This window comes from Sphingomonas panacis, from assembly GCF_001717955.1.
Classification (GTDB): Bacteria; Pseudomonadota; Alphaproteobacteria; order Sphingomonadales; family Sphingomonadaceae; genus Sphingomonas; species Sphingomonas panacis.
Window position 1 is genome coordinate 4,585,715 of the sequence record NZ_CP014168.1, and the last position, 17,177, is coordinate 4,602,891.

Here is a 17,177-nt window from a genome sequence, read left to right on the forward strand (position 1 = left end):
TTACCCCAGCCGCATCGTCGGCGTAAGCCACACCGTACCCGTCCCGCGGAACAGATACACCAGCCCCTCACCGCTGCGCAGCGCGTTGCGCAAGCCCCGCACCAGCGGGCGAAGCTCGACCTGCAAGCCCGCCGAATACATCAGCATCAGATCGCCATCGACGATCAGTTCCTTCTGTCCGTCGAGCTCGACCACCTCGACCTCATCCGCCGGAACCGGTGATTCGACGACGAATGCGCCTGCGCCCGTCAGCTTCGGCTGCATCAGCCCATTGCCCGACAGGATGCCCTGCACCGAGCGGTGGATGTGCGTCGACAGCGCGATATTGGCGTCGCAGGCGTAGAATGCGCCATCGTCGAGGATCAGCGAATCCTGCGGGCCGTCCATCGCGGCGAGGATGAAGTGTTTGGTCGTCACCTCGGTCCACACCTCGCCGTAACCGGCGTAGCGAGTCGCGAACGCGCTCTCACCCGATCCCGCCGAGGTGATCGCGCGCGAGAAGAAGCCGCCCGCGCCGGCGTTCTTCTGCATCTCGACCTGCAACTTGCCGTGCGCATATTGCAGTGCGCCCGGCTCCAACAGCGCCGCGCCGCCTTCCAGCACGATGCGGACCTGCCGCGCCGTCGCGGCGTGCGGCGGGTGGAGGTGGATCACCGGCGTGGTGCCATCGGTGGTGGTGGGCATCGGCATCGCGAGCACATGGCTCTTGCGCTCGAACTGATAGACTTCGAAGCGCACGCCGGCACTGGCCTGCTCGTCGATGCGGGTCCGAAAATCGCTCATTGGTCGGCTCCTGTGATGAGGCGCAGCGCAGGCTGCGGGTCAGCGATTCCATAGAAAGCGGCGCGCTCCAGCAGCCGCTCGGCCCAGGCGCGGTGAGTCGCCGGCTCGCACATCGCGCCGTCGTGCGCGAACACGGCGGGCGCGTCGTCGGCGAGCATCAGCCGCGCTTCCTCGACCTGCGCGGCTGGCACCGCGAGCGCGGCGTGAATGACGGCGATCTGGTCGGGATGGATCGCGGTCTTGCCCTGCAGGCCATGTTCGATGTCGCGCGCAACCTCCTCGCGCAGCAGCGACACGTCGGCGAACCGCTCGAACACCGGCGCGCTGAGCGCGAAGCCCCATGGCGCGAAATTCGCGACGAGGCTCGCGATGATCCCGCCGAGCGGCCCGTCATACGCGGTGCGCCCGGCGGGGCGGCGCAAGCCCATGGCACGCAGCAGATCGTTGCCGCCGATCCTGAGCGCGAGGATACGGTCCTGCACCACCAGCAACTGGTCGCGCAGCCGCCGCATCTCATAGGCGTCGCACGCCTCGCGCGTCTCCAGCGTCGGCATTAGCCGGTGCCGGTCGTGGAAGGGCAGCGCGAGATAGGCCGGCATGCTGTCGGCATGCGCCTTGGGGATGACGAAGCCGGTCAGCCGCTCCACCCCCGGCATGCACAATATCCGTTCGAGCATTGCCGCATCGCGCGGGCGCGCGAACAGCAGCGGTTCGGCCGGACCCGCCGGGCGTGCGGACAGCGTGCGCAGAAACGCGGCGAGATGCCGCAGCGCCTGCGGCACGTCGCGCTCAAGCACCGCATCCTCAAGGCACAACACCGCCGACCGCAGCCCCGGAATGCGCCGCGCGCCGAGCAGCGCCTCGGCGAGGTCGTCGCGCGTGCAGGGCATGTACAGCGTCGCGCCGAGCGCCAGCGCGGGAAGCGGTTCGAGCGTCATGAATCGTGTCCCAGGGTACGGATGATCGCGACCGCCCGGTAGCGAGACTGTTCGCCGAGCGGCTCGACAGGAATGCCGTGCTCGGCGGCGAGATGGAGCAGATGTGCAACGTCTTCGTCGCCCCGGTCGCGCACCAGCAGCCGCTCGGGCATCCGCCGCAGCAGCGCGCGGGTCGCCTCGGCGATGCCGGGTTTGATCCGGTTGCGGTCCTGCGTGCCGGCATGCGCCAGCAACGCCGCCATCATCGCCTCGCACCCCTCACGCAGCGCCGGGCGACGGTCGGCATGGCCTGCGATGGAACGTGGCGTCGCGGCGGCGGCGAGCGGCGCAATACCATCGACGAAAGCGCGCGACAGATCGGCCGCGGCGAACTGCGGGTACGTGACGCAGGCGTGAAAATCGCCCGGCCCGACCACGTCGGCATTGAGGATAGACCGGCTCAACAACCCCGAGACGATGCCGTTGAGCAACCCCGAGGCGATCAGATAATCATCGTCGGTCGCGGCCAGATCGGCCTGTCCGGCCGGATCGGCGATCACCGCGAGTTCGGGCGCGAACCCGAACGGACGCTCGGCCAGCGAAGCGCGGAGTTCGCCCGCGATCGCGCCCTTGCCGGTCCAGCCATCGACGAACACCGCGTCGCGCGCATCATGCCGCGCGGCAATATAGGCGAGTGCGTTCAGGTCGATGCCACGATCACGGATGATGCTGATCGAATAATGGCTCGCCCGGTGCCCCCAGGCGCGCAGCGTGCGCGCGAGCAGCACCCCGATCGGCGTACCCGCCCGCGCCAGCGACACGATCACCACCTCGCGCCCCGGTCGCCGCGCCGCGACGTGCGCGGCGAGGCTCGCGACATCCTGCGCCAGCCGCGCGCCGTTGCGCGCCAGCGCGGCGTGATACAGCGCGAGATAGTCCGCCCCCGGCACGCTTTCCGGCGCGATCATCTCCGAATAATGCCGCCGGCCCGACTGGATCGCGGCTTCCTTGTCGGCGACCCCGGTCGCCGCCATCGTCACCGGCTTGAGCAGGAAGGTGACGTCGGCGGGATCGTAGCTCCCCGAAAACGGCGTTTCGGCGCGCAGCCGTGCTTCAGCCGGCATCGAACAGCCCCCCGGCGAGCTGCGAACGCGGCGGCATCATCGCGAAGTCGCACAGCGCCATGAACGGCGCGTCGGTGTAACTGTCGCCCACGCCGATCACCGGCGCATCGGGGAAGCGCGCGCGCAGCGCCGGCAGGATATGCGCCACCGCATGGCGCTTGCCGAGATACGGCGGCATCAGCGCGACATTGTTGCCGTTGCGATGGTCGGTCCAGCCTTCGGGCAACTCCGGCACGGCAGCATCGACCACCGCGAACAGCGCCTCGGCATCCGCATCGGCATGTTTGGCGAGCGTGTAGAGCGGCAGGTCGCCCTCGCTCAGCACGCGCGCGTTGATCGCCACGCCGCGCGCGGTCGCCTCGGCGGCAATCGCCTCGGCGAACCGCGCCAGCGTGGCGGCATGCGGCGCGGCACGCGCGGCGATCGTCTCCGCCCAGGCCGCATCGACCTCACCGGTCTCGTCGAGAACCACACCACCATGCGCGCACACCGCCGCGCGGAACGGGATATGCGCCCGCCGCAGCGCATCGAGGCTGCGCGCGGTAACGGGCACGAGATGAGTCGTCTCGGCGAGCCATTCGAGGAACCGCATCTGGCGCGGCGTCGCATAGCTCAGCGGCGATCCGTCCTTGGCGAAGCCGAGCGGAGTCAGCCGCTCGACCGGCACGTCCTCCGGGCATTTGCGCAGCGTCTGGAACAACGTGTCGTCCAGATCGACGAGCGCGATCGCGCGGATCACGCCGACCAGCCGATCGGCGTCGCATCGAGCGCGGCGATCAGTGCCGGATCGATCGTGCCAGCGCCGGTCTCGTGCGCGATCAGGGTCATGCGGCCATCCGACGGATCGGCATTGTAGAGATAATTGGGCACACCGGTTCCATAATTGTCGGAGAAGCAGAGCTTGCTGGCCATCGCCGCGCCGATCCGCGCCGGGCTGCGGCTGGTCGCCTGCACGACCACGTCATGCCCTTCGCCGGCAAGGCGCTCGGCAAGACGAAACGGCAGATAGGTGAACTCGCCAGTGCCGAGCACACGCACCGGCCCGGTGATCTCCGGCAGCGCCATATCCGGCGGCGGCGCGACCGGCGCGGCGATGCCGAGCCTGCCGACATTGCGATGCGACGCCATCCGCCCGAGCGACGCCGCCGCCTGGTCGAACCCCGCATCCGCCAGCGCCACCGCGCCCTGCGTCCACTCCAGCCGCCCGCCGAGCAGCGACGCCACCTGAGTCGGGCGCGGCATCCGCGCCTGCCAGCCGCGACCGCGCGACCAGTCGGTCAGCGTCGCCACGACGATCGCCTCGACCCGCGGCCACGCCGCCACCAAAGCCTCGGCGAGGTTGCACAGCGTCGTGCCCGTCGAAATCTCGTCATCGACGATCACCAATGTGCGCGGCTCGGGTAGATCGGGGCGATAGATCAGATGCGCCGAGGCATGGCTGTGCGGCTCCTCGAACCGGCACAGCAAGGGGTGGTCGAGCTGCTGGCGGGTCGAGTGCAGGAAATACACATCGTCGCGCGCGCTCGCCGCGCGCAGCTCCTCATGCACGGTCTGGCCGAGGCACACGGCGGTTTCGGCGAGCCCGATCACCATCACCGGCCCCGGCAGACCGGCGGGGATTCGCGCCGCCAGATCGCGCGCGCTGGCGCGGATCACCTGCGGCGGCGTCGGCAGATGCCGCCCGAGCACACGCGACACGACAAGGAAACCGCGCCGCGGGTTCTCGCGCGCGGCGAACGCGCACAGCCGGTCGAGCGGCCACACCGCCTCCTCGATCGCGATGTCGAGCCGCCCGGTCGGCAGGTCGATGACGCGCGTCTCTTCGGCCACGCTCAGCATTCGCACGTCACCCGTGCGATCGTGTCACGCGCCTGCCGCACGACGGCGGCGCGGCCGATCACGGCGTTGCCGTGCGCCATCTGTGGTTCGATACCGAACGAATCGAGGAAACTGAGGATCATCGCACCTTTGATGCCGAAATTGATGTTCTCCGCGCTCGCGCCGGACTGGCGGATGCGGTCGAGGTTGAGGGAGGAACACACCAGCCCGATCAGATGCCCGGCCATATCGAGGATCGGGCCGCCACTGTTGCCGCTGGCGATCGGTGCGGTGAACTGGAAGAGGCTGCTGTCATTGCCGATTCCGCACAAAGCCGCAATGTTGCCCGCGCTCGCCTGCGGTCCGGTGCCGAGCAGCCCCTGCAAGGGAAACCCCAAGGCGACGACATCCTCGCCCAGGTGAAGCCCCACTTCCGATCGGAACTGCGCCACCCCCGCCATCGGCGTCTCGACGCGGAGCAGCGCGAGATCGTTGCGGCGATCGGCGAACACCGTATCGGCGGAAAGCGGCCGTCCGCCCGCCTGCACCGTCACCGTCCTCGCGTCCTCGACAACATGTGCGTTGGTCAGGATGTGGTGCCGCTCGATCGCGACACCGCTACCGCTCGACGCGCCGGTTCGCGGTGCGCGCTCGTCGGCGTCGGGCGGTTGCAGCCGCGGGATCAACCGCGTCACCCAGCTATGATCGATCCCATAGGCCGCCGCGATCGCGCTCAGCCCCATCGCGAAGCCCTGCCCGTTGGCCGCGATCCGCCACGCGCCCTGGTGCCGGTAGCATTCGATCAGGATCACCGCCGCGTCGGGCCGCTCGCGCAGATCGACCGCGAAGCGCAGCGCCTCGGTTTCGAGCGTGACGACCCGCGCGATCGGCTGGTTGCCGCGATCGAACGCGATCAACACCAGCCGCTCGACCGCGCCCGGCATGTCATCGAGCGCGACGCGCAGCCGCGCGCCATCCTCGAATTGCGCCGCCGGGCGCATTTCGCGGGTGAGCGCATCGATCGGCGGGAAGACCGGCGACACGCGCCGGTCCGCCCCCAGCGCGATCAGCGCCAGCGTCGGCTGGTCGCCGCCATCCCCGGCGAGCGCGAAAACGCCCGCGCCAGCGATGGCAGCCCGTTCGCCCGCAACCAGATCACGCATCGGCGGGCGATGTCCTGCGTGTCAGACGTTGACGCCGAACGACTGGGCAAGCGGCCCCAGACCACCGGCGAAGCCTTGGCCGATCGCCTTGAACTTCCACTCGCCATTGTTGCGGTAGAGGTCGCCGAAGATCATCGCGGTCTCGGTCGATGCGTCTTCGGACAGGTCGTAGCGCGCGATCTCGGTGCCGCCATCGCCGTTGACGACACGGATGTACGCGTTCGAGACCATGCCGAAATTCTGCTTGCGCGCATCGGCGTCGTGGATCGTCACCGCGAAGCTCAGCTTCTCGATCTCGGCGGGCACCTGGTCGAGCGTGACCACCACAACCTCGTCGTCGCCGCTGCCCTCGCCGGTCTGGTTATCGCCCTGGTGGACGACCGAGCCGTCGGCGCCGTTCTTGTTGTTGTAGAACACGAAATCGGCGTCTGAACGGACCTTGCCGGCTGAGGTGAGCAGGAAAACGCTCGCGTCGAGATCGAAGGCACTGCCGTCGGTGACGCGCGTATCCCAGCCGAGGCCGACCCGGACGACCTTGAGGCCGGGTGCTTCCTTGCTGAGGCTGACGTTGCCGCCCTTGGAAAGTGAAACTGCCATGTCGAACTCCTGTGTGGCCGAAAGATTCAGCCGATGTTGACGCCGTAATTGCGCGCGAGCGGGGCGAGGCCACCCTTGAAGCCCTGCCCGACCGCGCGGAACTTCCATTCGCCATTGTGGCGATAGACTTCGCCGAAGACCATCGCCGTCTCGGTCGAGGCGTCCTCGGCGAGATCGTAACGCGATATCTCGCGGCCAGTCGCATCGTTGACGATGCGGATGAACGCGTTCGAGACCATGCCGAAGCTCTGGCGGCGCGCCTCGGCCTCATGGATCGTCACGCTTATCGCGATCTTCTGCACGTCGGCGGGCACGCGGGTCAGTTCGACCTTGAGCGCCTCGTCGTCGCCGTCCCCCTCGCCGGTGCGGTTGTCACCGGTATGTTCGACCGATCCGTCGCTCGAACGCAGGTTGTTGTAGAAGATGAAGTCGCTGTCGCTGCGCACCTTGTCGCCCGCCGTAAGCAGGAACGCGCTCGCGTCGAGATCGAAATCCGCGCCGTCGGAGGTGCGGGTATCCCAGCCGAGCCCGATCAGGATCTTGCTGAGATCGGGCTCCTCCTTTGACAGACTGACGTTGCCGCCTTTGCTAAGGCTAACCGACATGATGGTGTCTCCTGCTTACGAGATGTTGAGGCGTTCGCCGGTCGGCGCGACCGCGTCGTCGTCATCGTCGCCCTTCGAGCGCAGTGAGGCGACGAAGGCGAGGCCGATGAGACCCGCGCCGATCAGCCCGGTCACCGTCTCCGGGATTTCGAAGCGCACCGACAGCAGCATGATCGTGGCGAGCGCGATGATCGCATAGAACGCGCCATGCTCCAGAAAACGATATTCTGAGAGCGTGCCGCGATCGACCAGCATCACCGTCATCGACCGCACGAACATCGCACCGATGCCGAGGCCGAGCGCGATGATGAACAGGTTGTTCGACAAAGCGAACGCGCCGATCACCCCGTCGAACGAGAAGGACGCATCGAGCACTTCGAGATACAGGAACGCCGCCAGCCCCGATTTCGCCGCCGCCACCGCGACGGCCTGCCCACCGGCATGGCCCGCGTCCTCATCGCCCTCACCCTGTTCGAGCAACGCGCCGATCGCCTGCACCGCGATATAGGCGACCAGCCCGAAGATGCCCGCGGTGATGAAGGTCATCGCCTCCTCGGGCGCGATCATCCGCGAGATGCCGTAGAGCGCGAGCAGCACGATGCCGATCGCCAGCCCCGAGATGCGTGACAGGCTTGAGAACGGCCGCTCGATCACGCCGATCCAGTGCAGATCCTTCTCTTCGTCGAGGAAGAAGGTCAGCCCGACCATCGCGAGGAAGGCGCCGCCGAAGCCGGAGATGCCGACATGCGCGCCGGTGATGATCCGCTCGTAGGTGACCGGGTCGGTCGCGGCGAGCTTGAGCGCCTCGATCGGCCCGACCTGCGCTGCGATCGCGACGATCACCAGCGGGAACAGGATTCGCATCCCGAACACCGCGATGATGATGCCCCATGATAGGAAGCGCCGCCGCCAGACCGGGTCCATGTCGCGCAGCACGGTCGCGTTGACGACCGCATTGTCGAACGACAACGACACTTCGAGCACGCCCAATACCAATACGATCCACAGGATGCCGAGCGTGCCGGCCACATCATGCGTGATCGTCCAGCCCAAAATCGCCCCGAGCACGAGGCACAGCGCGGTAAAAAGCAACGATCCCCTGAAATATTTAAACACTGTAATTCCCCGGTTTGCCGCGTGCGGCCTCAATCTTTGCGCCCGGAGACCCAGCGCAGGCCCCAGCCGAGCGATTCGTCCAGCACGCGCGTATCATGATGATATTCCACGATCCGCGTAACCTTGATTGCGCCCGCATCATTTTCGATCAACACGATTCCGCACAGCCGCCGGTCATCGCGGCCTTCGGTCAGCCGCACTTCGATCGGCGGCTGGTCGGGCATGGTGACGAGCACCACGCCATCGGTCTGCTGCCAGTTGGGTACGCCCGAATAGATGTTGGCGAACACCGCGATACGCTTGATCTGCGGCCAGAACGCGCCGTTGATCCGCAGCGTCTCGCCCGCCGACACGTCGCCGGTGCGGTCGTCGCCCGACAGCATGACATACGGCGCCTGATCGAACGATCCGAACGCGTTGCCGAGCGCCTGCACCCCGCCCTTGCGCCCATCGGCAAGCTCGAACAGGCAACCGATGTCGAGATCGATCGCGCTGCCGCCGCCGAACAGCCCCTTGCGCCCGCGTGACCAGTTGAGGTTGATCGTGATCTCACCGAAGCTGTTGCCACGCTTGGCGAGGCTTACGGTTTGCCCGCGCTTCTCCAGCGTCACCTTGCTGAGACTGACCGGCGGCGCGGCTGGCGGAGGTGCGGGGGGCGGCGGAGGCGGTGCCGCCGCAGCCGGCGCCTCGTCGGCGACATCGATCCCGAACGAGCGCGCGAGCGGGGCAAGCCCGCCGTTGAACCCCTGCCCGACCGCGCGGAACTTCCACTGCCCGTTGCGACGATACAGTTCGCCGAAGGTCATCGCCGCCTCGCTCGCAGCCGCGAGTTGCGGACGGAAGCGCAAAGCCTCCCCGCCACCACGCGGCGCGACCGTGATCTCCGCGCCGTCGAGCCGCGCCAGCGTCTGCCCGCGCGTCTGCGCCTCGTGGATCGTCACGCAGAACACGATCCGCTCGATCTCGGCCGGCAGCCGCGCGAGATCGACCTCGAACGCGCCCTGCCCGCCCGACGCGGCGAAACGGATGCCACCGTTGCCGCCCTCGGGCTGGTTGTAGAACACCATGTCGGTGTCGCCCCGCACCTTGCCCGCACCGGTCAGCAGATAGGCAGATGCATCGGCATCCACCCCGCCCGCAGCGGTCCAGGCAAAGGTTACGGTCAGCGCATCGCCGGGCACGGGCGCGTTGCCGCCTTGTTGCAGATCGGTCATGCGATCTCCTGTTCGTGTCGGCAAAATAGAATGGGCGGCGGCGTCAGAGCACGCCGCGGATCACCCCCATCATGTCGTGGAATGTCCGTCCGGTGGTACGCTCGCCCAGCGCCTTCATCTCCCAGCCATCGCCCGATCGGACCAGCTTCGCCATCACCTGGCCCGTGTGCGGGCCTGACCCGGTCAGGTCATAGCGCGCCATTTCCTTGCCGTCGCTCAAATCGATAACGCGGCAATAGGCGTTTTCGATCCGGTCGAAACTTTCGCCGGTGAAGCTGTTGACGGTGAACACCAGCGCGGTGACCGTAGCGGGCACGCGAGTCAGATCGACGTTGATCGTCTCGTCGTCACCGTCGCCGGCGCCGGTGCGATTGTCACCGCTATGGACGATGCTGCCATCAGTGCTGGCAAGCTGCCGGAACCACACCTGATCGCGCACATTGCCGCCGGCATCGAACAGCAGGCACGAAGCATCGAGATCGATATCGCCGCCACCGCCGCCCAACAGCCCGAACAGACCCTTGGATTTGCGCACGTCCCAGCCCACGCCCATCGCCACCCGCGTCAGCGCGCCGCCACCCGATTTCTCCAGCCTTACGGACTGGCCTTTTTGCAGACTGACCAAGCGGGCTTCTCCATGAACTCATTATTATAACGCGCTGTATGCCAAATGATTATGACGTTTGACCTACAAACCACAAGGCCGGACGATCGTGCCCATCCCGGCGCAGCTTCCGTTCATCGCCGCCGCTCGGCACGGACCACGGCAACGATCTCGGCATCCACGTCCGCGTCGAAGCGCCGGGCGGTTCCGGTCACCACGTCGATCCAGGTGGTGCTGAACGGTATGCCGACCGCATCGCAATAGGACGCGCCACCAGCGGCGCGCGTGTTGATTTCGAGGATTCGCCACGCCCCGCCGCGATCCTGCCGATACTGGACGTTGACCGCGCCATGCAGCGCATAGCGCGCGACCAGACCGGTCGCATGCGCGATCAACGGATGCCGCGTCTCGATGCGCTGGCGGTTGGCGTCGAGCTTGGTCCGCACCGCCGCGACCAGAACGTCTCCACGATCCGCGACCACATCGACCGAAGCCTCCAGCCCCGGCAGATGCTCCATGACGAGCAAGGAGAAGTCCTCCCCCCGCGCCTCGCCCTCGCGCAAGGCGGCGGCGTAGACTTCGGGGGTGATCCGGCGCGCATCGGGATCAGCGAGATGCTGGAGCGCGGCCACCGCATCGAGCGTCCAATAGCCCGCGCCGTAAATCCCCGTCGACGGCTTTACGCAGGCGGAAGCACCGCCTTGCGTCAACGCATCCACCGCCGCCTCGAACGCCAAGGCCGACGTGACCGGGATCGTCGGGCACAGCATCGGATCTCCCGCCAGCGCCACCGAGAATGCCGCCTTGTCGTCGAGCAGCCGCAGCGTCACCGCGTCGGCGGCAACATGCAGCGCGATCCCCTCCGCCGCGAACCGGTCGGCCATCGCGGCGACATCCATCCGCCCGCGCTGCGCGACCAGCGCATCGACACGCCGCTCGATCGCGGTCGCCAGCAGCCATTCCGGGTAATCGACCGTGCCGCGCGCCGGCTCCTGCCAGAATTCGGGCGCGACATCGCACACCGGCGACTCCGGGTCGATCGCGCTGACCGCGAGTTGGACGCCGGGCCGTTCCGACACGATCCTTGCGACGATGTTGCGAAGCGAAAACGATTGGTTGAACCACACCTTCATAGCTTGCCGATATCGCCCCGCGCCGCCGCGTCAACCGAAGCGCGCGATTGCATCGCCGCGCCGCTTGCGCTAAGCGCGCGCCCTTCCAGAGCGACAGCAATGGGATTCGTGCGGGAGGGTGCCGTCAAACGCGCCCGTTACCAACCGCTAGACTTGATCGGGGCACGCCACCGTGCGCGCCCGACCGAAAGAGAGTGACATGGCAAAGAAGATTACCGGATACATCAAGCTGCAGGTTCCTGCAGGCAAGGCGAACCCCTCGCCGCCGATCGGCCCTGCGCTGGGTCAGCGCGGCGTGAACATCATGGAGTTCTGCAAGCAGTTCAACGCCTCGACGGGCAATGAGGAAGTCGGCACGCCGCTGCCGACCGTCATCACCGTCTATGCCGACCGCAGCTTCTCGTTCGAGACCAAGACGCCGCCGGCGACCTACCTCATCAAGAAGGCCGCCGGCCTCAAGTCGGGCTCGAAGGAGCCGGGCAAGACCAGCGCGGGCAAGATCGCCCGTTCGAAGCTGTCGGAAATCGCACAGGCCAAGATGAAGGATCTGAACGCGAACGACATCGAAGCGGCAACGCGCATCATCGAGGGCTCGGCCCGCGCGATGGGCCTCGAAGTGGTGGAGGGCTGATATCATGGCAAAGCTGACCAAGAAGGCGAAGACCCTCGCCACCGTGATCGACCGCGACAAGCTGTACAGCATCAACGAGGCAATCGAGCTGGCCCGCGCCAACGCGACCTCGAAGTTCGACGAGACGATCGAAGTCGCGCTCAACCTCGGCGTCGATCCGCGTCACGCCGACCAGATGGTCCGTGGCGTCGTCACGCTGCCCAAGGGCACCGGCAAGACCGTTCGCGTCGGCGTGTTCGCCAAGGGCGCGAAGGCTGAGGAAGCTCTCGCCGCCGGTGCCGACGTTGTCGGTGCGGAAGACCTGATGGAAATCGTCCAGGGCGGCAAGATCGACTTCGATCGCTGCATCGCGACCCCGGACATGATGGGCGTCGTCGGCCGGCTCGGCAAGATCCTCGGTCCGAAGGGCCTGATGCCGAACCCGAAGCTCGGCACCGTCACGATGAACGTCGCTCAGGCGGTCAAGGACGCCAAGGGCGGCCAGATCGAATACCGCGTCGAAAAGGCTGGCATCATCCATTCGGGCATCGGCAAGGCGTCGTTCCCGGCGGAAGACCTGCGCGCGAACTTCGATGCGCTGGTCGATGCGGTCGTCAAGGCGAAGCCCTCGGGCGCCAAGGGCAAGTATGTCCGCAAGGTCGCCGTCAGCTCGACGATGGGCGCCGGCATCAAGGTCGACACCGCGGAAGTCAGCGCGGCGTAAGCCTTCGCAAATCCACGCGACAGACACGAAGGGCCGGGAGCAATCCCGGCCCTTTTTGCGTGCGCTGCAGCCTATGTTTACCACTTTCCTGTTTCGTAAGGCTTTTCTTGAAGTTTTAGCGCTATGATAGGCGCATGGCCTTTTCCGTCACCCCGCCGGTCCCCTGCACCGGATGCCGCGACGGCGCAGGTCTCGACTTCGCCTTCTCGATGGCGTTCCAGCCGATCGTCGATATCGCCACCGGCACCCCCTTCGCCTATGAAGCGCTCGTGCGCGGCCCGGACGGGGAAGGCGCGGCGAGCATCCTGTCACAGGTTTCGGACGCCAATCGCTACGCCTTCGATCAGCAATGCCGGGTCCGCGCCATCTCGGTCGCGGCCGCCGCGGGCCTGATCGACACCGGCGCCCGCCTGTCGATCAACTTCCTCCCCAATGCGGTCTATTCCCCCGCCGCCTGCATCCAGTTGACGCTGAAAACCGCCAGGGCGTTCGCGTTTCCCACCGACCGCCTGATCTTCGAATTCACCGAGAATGAAGAGATGACGGACCCGGCGCATGTCGCCGACATCGTCGCGACCTATCGGAAGATGGGCTTCGGCACCGCGCTCGACGATTTCGGCGCCGGCCATGCCGGTCTCAATCTGCTCGCGCAGTTCCAGCCCGACATCGTCAAGCTCGACATGCACCTGATCCGCGACCTCGACCTGAGCCTGCCGCGCCGGACCGTCGTCAATGGCGTCGTCAGGATGTGCGAGACGCTCGGCATCACCGTCATCGCCGAGGGGATCGAGACCGTCGGCGAACTGGAGGCCCTGCGCGCGATGGATGTGCGCTACATTCAGGGCTTCCTCTTCGCCAAACCCGGCTTCGAAACCCTGCCGCCGATCACCTTGCACGCGACGGCGGAGGTGTCCGCCTAACCGGGCATTACCGCAGCGCCGCCGCGCTCAATCTGGCGCAATCGACCGGCATGAACGCCGGACGCGGCGCGGGTTTGTCGCCGAGCCCGATCGCTTCGCCGATCGAACGACCAAGCGCCTTGAAGAAGCCGCCGACGCCCGGTTTGCCGGATGGCGCATCGCTCCCCGCGATCGCGATGGCCGGCTTGCTCAGGGTGCCGCCGACGCGGATCGGATCGACGATGCGCAGCGCCGGATCGTCGCGCGTCCGCCCGGCCAGCGTCAGCGCGATGCTCTCGTCGCGCAGGTCGATCCGCCCGCTGCCGCGCCCGATCGCACTGCCGGTATCGATCGCCAGCGGGTCCGGCACCAGCACGCCACCGCGCGCGCGGAAGGTCGCGACAAGACAGCGCAGCGGCACCCGCTCGGACGGATGCAGGATCGCCTGCTTGATCGTGCCGCCGAGATCCTGCCCGAGCACGTCCGCCACCAGCGCCTTGATCGTGCCGTCGTTGGATACGATCGCGGCGCTGCCATCGGCGCGGCTCAGCGCCTCGCGCACCGTATCGCCCTGCCCGCTCAGCGTGATCCGTCCGCGCACGATGCCGGTGATGTCGTCGGGCGATCCGACCAGCGTATCCAGCGCCATCCCCTCCAGCCGCAGGTCGGTCGAGAGCTTCGGGCGGCCGCTGCGGTGATCGACCCGCGCCACGCCGGTCATCTGCCCGGTCGCCAGCGTCGCGACGAGATGGTCGAGCGTCAGCAACTGGTGGTCGAGGTGAAGTTGCCCGCGCAAACTGCGGAACACCGTGCCGCCGTCCGACAGTAGACGATCGACCCGGAATGCGATCGTGCCATCGGTCTTCCACAGGTGCGACAGGTTGATCCGCGTCGGCGGCAACACGCGCGGGCCGATCGCCGCCTTGCTCGCCGCCGCTTTGGCGCGGCCGGCATCATCGGAAAGATCATCGAAGTCGAACTGGCTCGCGCGCATCTGCGCGTCGATTGCGGTACGCCCGTCCCGCTTGAGGACGCTCGCCTTGCCGACGAAGCGCGAGCGGCCGATGCCGCCGCCGATCGTGTCGAGATACCAGTCGCGCCCATCGTGCCGCACCTGCCCGATCAGCGCAATCGGCTGCGTGCCGAACAGCCCGGCCTCGATCGCGCGGTCGAGGTTCTTGAGCGTCGGCGCGCGGGCGGTGACGGTGGCGCCGAAGCTATGCGTGTTGAGCACGCCGTCCGTCGTCCCCTTCGCCTCCAGCCGCAACGCTGGCGAGACCAGATGCAGCTCGACCGGCCACGCCGCCGCCGGATCGATCCCGTCGATCCGACCGCCGCGCACGTCGAGCCGGGCGGGCGTATCGAGGAACGTGCCGGTCGCGGCGAGCCTGAGCCCCGCCGCGCCTTCCACGCTCAGCGCCCCAGCGAGGGTCAGCCGGCGCCTGGCGTCGCGCAGGCTGAGCTGGCCGTCATGGATCGTCAGCCGCGTCAGCCCCGGACCCGTCGTGAGCGGGGGCGCATCGGCGGCGCGGGGTTTGCCCTTCCAGTTGGAGCGCCCGTTCGCGTCACGCACCAGCGCGACCACAAGCCCGTCGATCGCCAGCGCATCAGGCTTCACCCCGCCGAACAGCAGTTTGAACACTGGCAACCGCACCGTCACCGTCCGCGCCCGGATGAAATCGCCACCGCCGACCCAGTCAGGTTGCGCGATCCGCACATCTTCGATCGCGATGTCGGGGGTGTAGGAGAATGCCTGCAACCGCCGGATCGCACCGATATGCGCCGGCGCGCCGAACCGCGCGGCGATCCGCCGCTCGATCGCCGGACGCAGCAGCCCGAACGGCAACGCCCCGAGCGCGAGCACGAGCAGCCCAATGATCCCGGCGAAAATCAGCCCGCCCCAGCCGGCGCGCCGCAAAAGCGACCGCGTCGCCGGTGTCATCGCCATAGCCGTACCGCCCTTCCCCGGCCTCAATCGACGGATCGACTTTTGGTTGCACCGCAGCGCGATCTGGACAGCGCCATCCGCATCGCTATCAGCGCACACATGGCAGTCATCGCAACCATCATGAACACGGCCACCGGCCAGCCCATCCAGAAAATGACCTTTGGGCGCATGCCCAAACCCTGGGCATCCTTCAACCTCGCCACCGGAGAACTCGTCACCGCCGACCGCGTCGACGTCGGCAAGCCAGCGCCCGGCAAGGTCATCGTGCCGGTCTCGGTGTGGGTGACGGTGAAGGAATAACGAGCGCCGGAGTTAAGGGGCCGGTTGCTCCGGCCCCTCCTCTCCTCACTCGAAGCCCTGTCGGGCAAGCCAGTCCGCGAAATCTCCAGAGCACCCGACTCACCGGCGATGAGTCGAATGCACCCGTCGACTGTCTCTCAAACCTTTCGGCTTTGCTACAAGGATGATGCCGCACGGCGGCGCGCCGCGCGCACCTCATCTACGAAACTGCACGCTTTGGCGCATCTCCACGCCGCAAACGAACGGTGATTGACTTTCTCGCCACGTCCGCTAACAGCGCGCCTTCGCTCGGCGGACGTTCGCGTTTGCCGGGTCCGTCCGAGACAGTGGGTGCGCCGGGTTTGCCGTCGCTTAATTTCCCGCCGAGACGGGGAATGGAATTTCGGCCTGGGCGTTTCGCGTCCACGCCCTTCGGTCTGTCGCTCTATGGCGCGGTCCACCCATACCCCATCGCTGGACAGCCCCCGGAAGGGTGCGGCTGTGCGTCGCCTCCCTTCGGGTCAACCGGCCCGCCGTTCGCGGTGGGCCAGACACGTGGAGAATGGCATGGATCGTGCTCAAAAGACCGAGCTCGTCGCCGAGCTGAACCGCACTTTTGCCGAAGTCGGCGCGGTGATCGTCACCCGCAACCTCGGCATGACCGTTGCACAGTCGACCAAGCTGCGCAACGCGATGCGGGAAGCCGGCGCGAGCTACAAGGTCTCGAAGAACAAGCTTGCCAAGATCGCGCTCGACGGCACCGACTATCTCTCGCTGGGCGACATGCTCACGGGTCCGGTCGGTCTCGCCACTTCCGTTGATCCCGTCGCGGCCGCCAAGGTGGCCGTCGAATTCGCGAAGACGAACGACAAGTTCGAAATCGTCGGTGGGGCAATGGGCGCGACCGTCCTCGACGTAGACGGCGTTAAGGCGCTGGCGACGATGCCGTCGCTGGATGAACTGCGTGCCAAGATCATCGGCCTGCTGGTTGCTCCCGCAACCAAGCTCGCGACGATCACGCAGGCTCCGGCGGCACAGCTCGCCCGCGTCCTCCAGGCCTATGCCGACAAGGACAAGGAAGCTGCGGACGCCTGATCGCGTTCGCTTCGAGATTTTTTCCCTGAACAGACCGGGGCGCTGCCCCAAGATGGAGACTACACATGGCTGACCTGAACGCGCTCGTTGAGAGCCTGAGCGAACTGACCGTCCTCGAAGCCGCTGAGCTTTCGAAGATGCTCGAAGAGAAGTGGGGCGTTTCGGCTGCCGCTGCTGTTGCGGCCGCTCCGGCTGCTGCTGGCGGCGCTGCTGCTCCGGCTGCTGAAGAGCAGACCGAATTCGACGTCATCCTCACCGGCGACGGTGGCAAGAAGATCAACGTCATCAAGGAAGTCCGCGCGATCACCTCGCTCGGCCTGACCGAAGCCAAGACGCTGGTCGAATCGGCTCCGAAGGCGATCAAGGAAGGCGTGTCGAAGGACGAAGCTGCCAAGATCAAGGCGCAGCTCGAAGCCGCCGGCGCGACCGTCGAAGTCAAGTAAGCCGCAGCTGGGGATGCGATTTGGCCCGCCAAATCGCCCCTCCCGCAAGGCCGGCCGGCGCTGGCCCAGGCCAGCGTCCGACGTGATGGGCTTCGCCCATCACGG

19 protein-coding genes are annotated in these 17,177 nt (G+C 67.1%); 6 read left to right on the forward strand and 13 right to left on the reverse strand.

The features are described 5' to 3' along the window. The 12 genes from J0A91_RS21280 to J0A91_RS21335 all read right to left on the reverse strand — a co-directional run bounded on the left by J0A91_RS21280 (nucleotide 1) and on the right by J0A91_RS21335 (nucleotide 11,074). The gene (locus J0A91_RS21280) at nucleotides 1-783 is read right to left on the reverse strand and encodes an AIM24 family protein (RefSeq protein WP_069206574.1); all 783 of its coding nucleotides are present in this window, start codon (nucleotides 781-783) and stop codon (nucleotides 1-3) included. Beyond that, entirely contained in the window at nucleotides 780-1,721 is a 942-nt protein-coding gene (locus tag J0A91_RS21285; RefSeq protein WP_069206575.1) for an HpcH/HpaI aldolase/citrate lyase family protein, read from the reverse strand. Before J0A91_RS21285 ends, J0A91_RS21280 begins: the two co-directional genes overlap by 4 nt. Next, nucleotides 1,718-2,824, reverse strand: a complete 1,107-nt coding sequence (locus J0A91_RS21290; protein WP_069206576.1) for a cysteine protease StiP domain-containing protein — start codon at nucleotides 2,822-2,824, stop codon at nucleotides 1,718-1,720. The genes J0A91_RS21285 and J0A91_RS21290 overlap by 4 nt, the downstream gene beginning before the upstream one ends. Then, on the reverse strand, nucleotides 2,814-3,563 hold the full coding sequence (locus J0A91_RS21295; protein ID WP_083224845.1) for an HAD family hydrolase: 750 nt from the start codon (nucleotides 3,561-3,563) through the stop codon (nucleotides 2,814-2,816). The genes J0A91_RS21290 and J0A91_RS21295 overlap by 11 nt, the downstream gene beginning before the upstream one ends. After that, nucleotides 3,560-4,663, reverse strand: a complete 1,104-nt coding sequence (locus J0A91_RS21300; protein ID WP_069206577.1) for a phosphoribosyltransferase domain-containing protein — start codon at nucleotides 4,661-4,663, stop codon at nucleotides 3,560-3,562. The genes J0A91_RS21295 and J0A91_RS21300 overlap by 4 nt, the downstream gene beginning before the upstream one ends. Beyond that, nucleotides 4,657-5,805 (reverse strand): trypsin-like peptidase domain-containing protein, encoded by a 1,149-nt coding sequence (locus J0A91_RS21305; protein ID WP_069206578.1) that lies wholly within the window; start codon nucleotides 5,803-5,805, stop codon nucleotides 4,657-4,659. The genes J0A91_RS21300 and J0A91_RS21305 overlap by 7 nt, the downstream gene beginning before the upstream one ends. A 21-nt stretch (nucleotides 5,806-5,826) precedes the next feature. Next, entirely contained in the window at nucleotides 5,827-6,402 is a 576-nt protein-coding gene (locus J0A91_RS21310; RefSeq protein ID WP_069206579.1) for a TerD family protein, read from the reverse strand. A gap of 26 nt (nucleotides 6,403-6,428) precedes the next feature. Next, nucleotides 6,429-7,007, reverse strand: coding sequence for a TerD family protein (locus tag J0A91_RS21315; RefSeq protein WP_069206580.1), 579 nt, complete (start codon nucleotides 7,005-7,007; stop codon nucleotides 6,429-6,431). Nucleotides 7,008-7,022: 15 nt separating this feature from the next. Next, nucleotides 7,023-8,123 (reverse strand): DUF475 domain-containing protein, encoded by a 1,101-nt coding sequence (locus J0A91_RS21320; RefSeq protein WP_069206581.1) that lies wholly within the window; start codon nucleotides 8,121-8,123, stop codon nucleotides 7,023-7,025. 29 nt (nucleotides 8,124-8,152) lie between these two features. Beyond that, the gene (locus J0A91_RS21325) at nucleotides 8,153-9,337 is read right to left on the reverse strand and encodes a TerD family protein (protein ID WP_069206582.1); all 1,185 of its coding nucleotides are present in this window, start codon (nucleotides 9,335-9,337) and stop codon (nucleotides 8,153-8,155) included. 43 nt (nucleotides 9,338-9,380) lie between these two features. After that, on the reverse strand, nucleotides 9,381-9,962 hold the full coding sequence (locus J0A91_RS21330) for a TerD family protein (protein ID WP_069206583.1): 582 nt from the start codon (nucleotides 9,960-9,962) through the stop codon (nucleotides 9,381-9,383). 113 nt (nucleotides 9,963-10,075) lie between these two features. Continuing rightward, the gene (locus J0A91_RS21335; RefSeq protein ID WP_069206584.1) at nucleotides 10,076-11,074 is read right to left on the reverse strand and encodes an ATP-grasp domain-containing protein; all 999 of its coding nucleotides are present in this window, start codon (nucleotides 11,072-11,074) and stop codon (nucleotides 10,076-10,078) included. A 199-nt stretch (nucleotides 11,075-11,273) separates the two neighbouring features. On the opposite strand from J0A91_RS21335, the gene rplK reads away from it, so the two are divergent. The 3 genes from rplK (at nucleotide 11,274) to J0A91_RS21350 (ending at nucleotide 13,328) form a co-directional block, all read left to right on the forward strand. Beyond that, a complete protein-coding gene (gene rplK, locus J0A91_RS21340; RefSeq protein ID WP_069206585.1) occupies nucleotides 11,274-11,705 on the forward strand; it encodes a 50S ribosomal protein L11 in 432 nt (143 codons plus the stop codon). 4 nt (nucleotides 11,706-11,709) lie between these two features. Next, nucleotides 11,710-12,408, forward strand: a complete 699-nt coding sequence (gene rplA, locus J0A91_RS21345) for a 50S ribosomal protein L1 (RefSeq protein ID WP_069206586.1) — start codon at nucleotides 11,710-11,712, stop codon at nucleotides 12,406-12,408. A gap of 134 nt (nucleotides 12,409-12,542) precedes the next feature. Continuing rightward, a complete protein-coding gene (locus tag J0A91_RS21350) occupies nucleotides 12,543-13,328 on the forward strand; it encodes an EAL domain-containing protein (protein WP_476749569.1) in 786 nt (261 codons plus the stop codon). A 7-nt stretch (nucleotides 13,329-13,335) separates the two neighbouring features. Here the strand turns inward: J0A91_RS21350 and J0A91_RS21355 are convergent, their stop codons facing one another. Continuing rightward, nucleotides 13,336-15,255, reverse strand: coding sequence for an AsmA family protein (locus tag J0A91_RS21355; RefSeq protein WP_150127018.1), 1,920 nt, complete (start codon nucleotides 15,253-15,255; stop codon nucleotides 13,336-13,338). 99 nt (nucleotides 15,256-15,354) lie between these two features. On the opposite strand from J0A91_RS21355, the gene J0A91_RS21360 reads away from it, so the two are divergent. From J0A91_RS21360 to rplL, 3 genes are all read left to right on the forward strand, one after another. After that, nucleotides 15,355-15,555, forward strand: coding sequence for a hypothetical protein (locus J0A91_RS21360; protein ID WP_069207550.1), 201 nt, complete (start codon nucleotides 15,355-15,357; stop codon nucleotides 15,553-15,555). 546 nt (nucleotides 15,556-16,101) lie between these two features. Further along, a complete protein-coding gene (gene rplJ / locus J0A91_RS21365) occupies nucleotides 16,102-16,629 on the forward strand; it encodes a 50S ribosomal protein L10 (RefSeq protein ID WP_069206587.1) in 528 nt (175 codons plus the stop codon). Nucleotides 16,630-16,694: 65 nt separating this feature from the next. Continuing rightward, nucleotides 16,695-17,072, forward strand: coding sequence for a 50S ribosomal protein L7/L12 (gene rplL / locus J0A91_RS21370; protein WP_069206588.1), 378 nt, complete (start codon nucleotides 16,695-16,697; stop codon nucleotides 17,070-17,072). The last annotated feature ends 105 nt before the right edge of the window (nucleotides 17,073-17,177 follow it).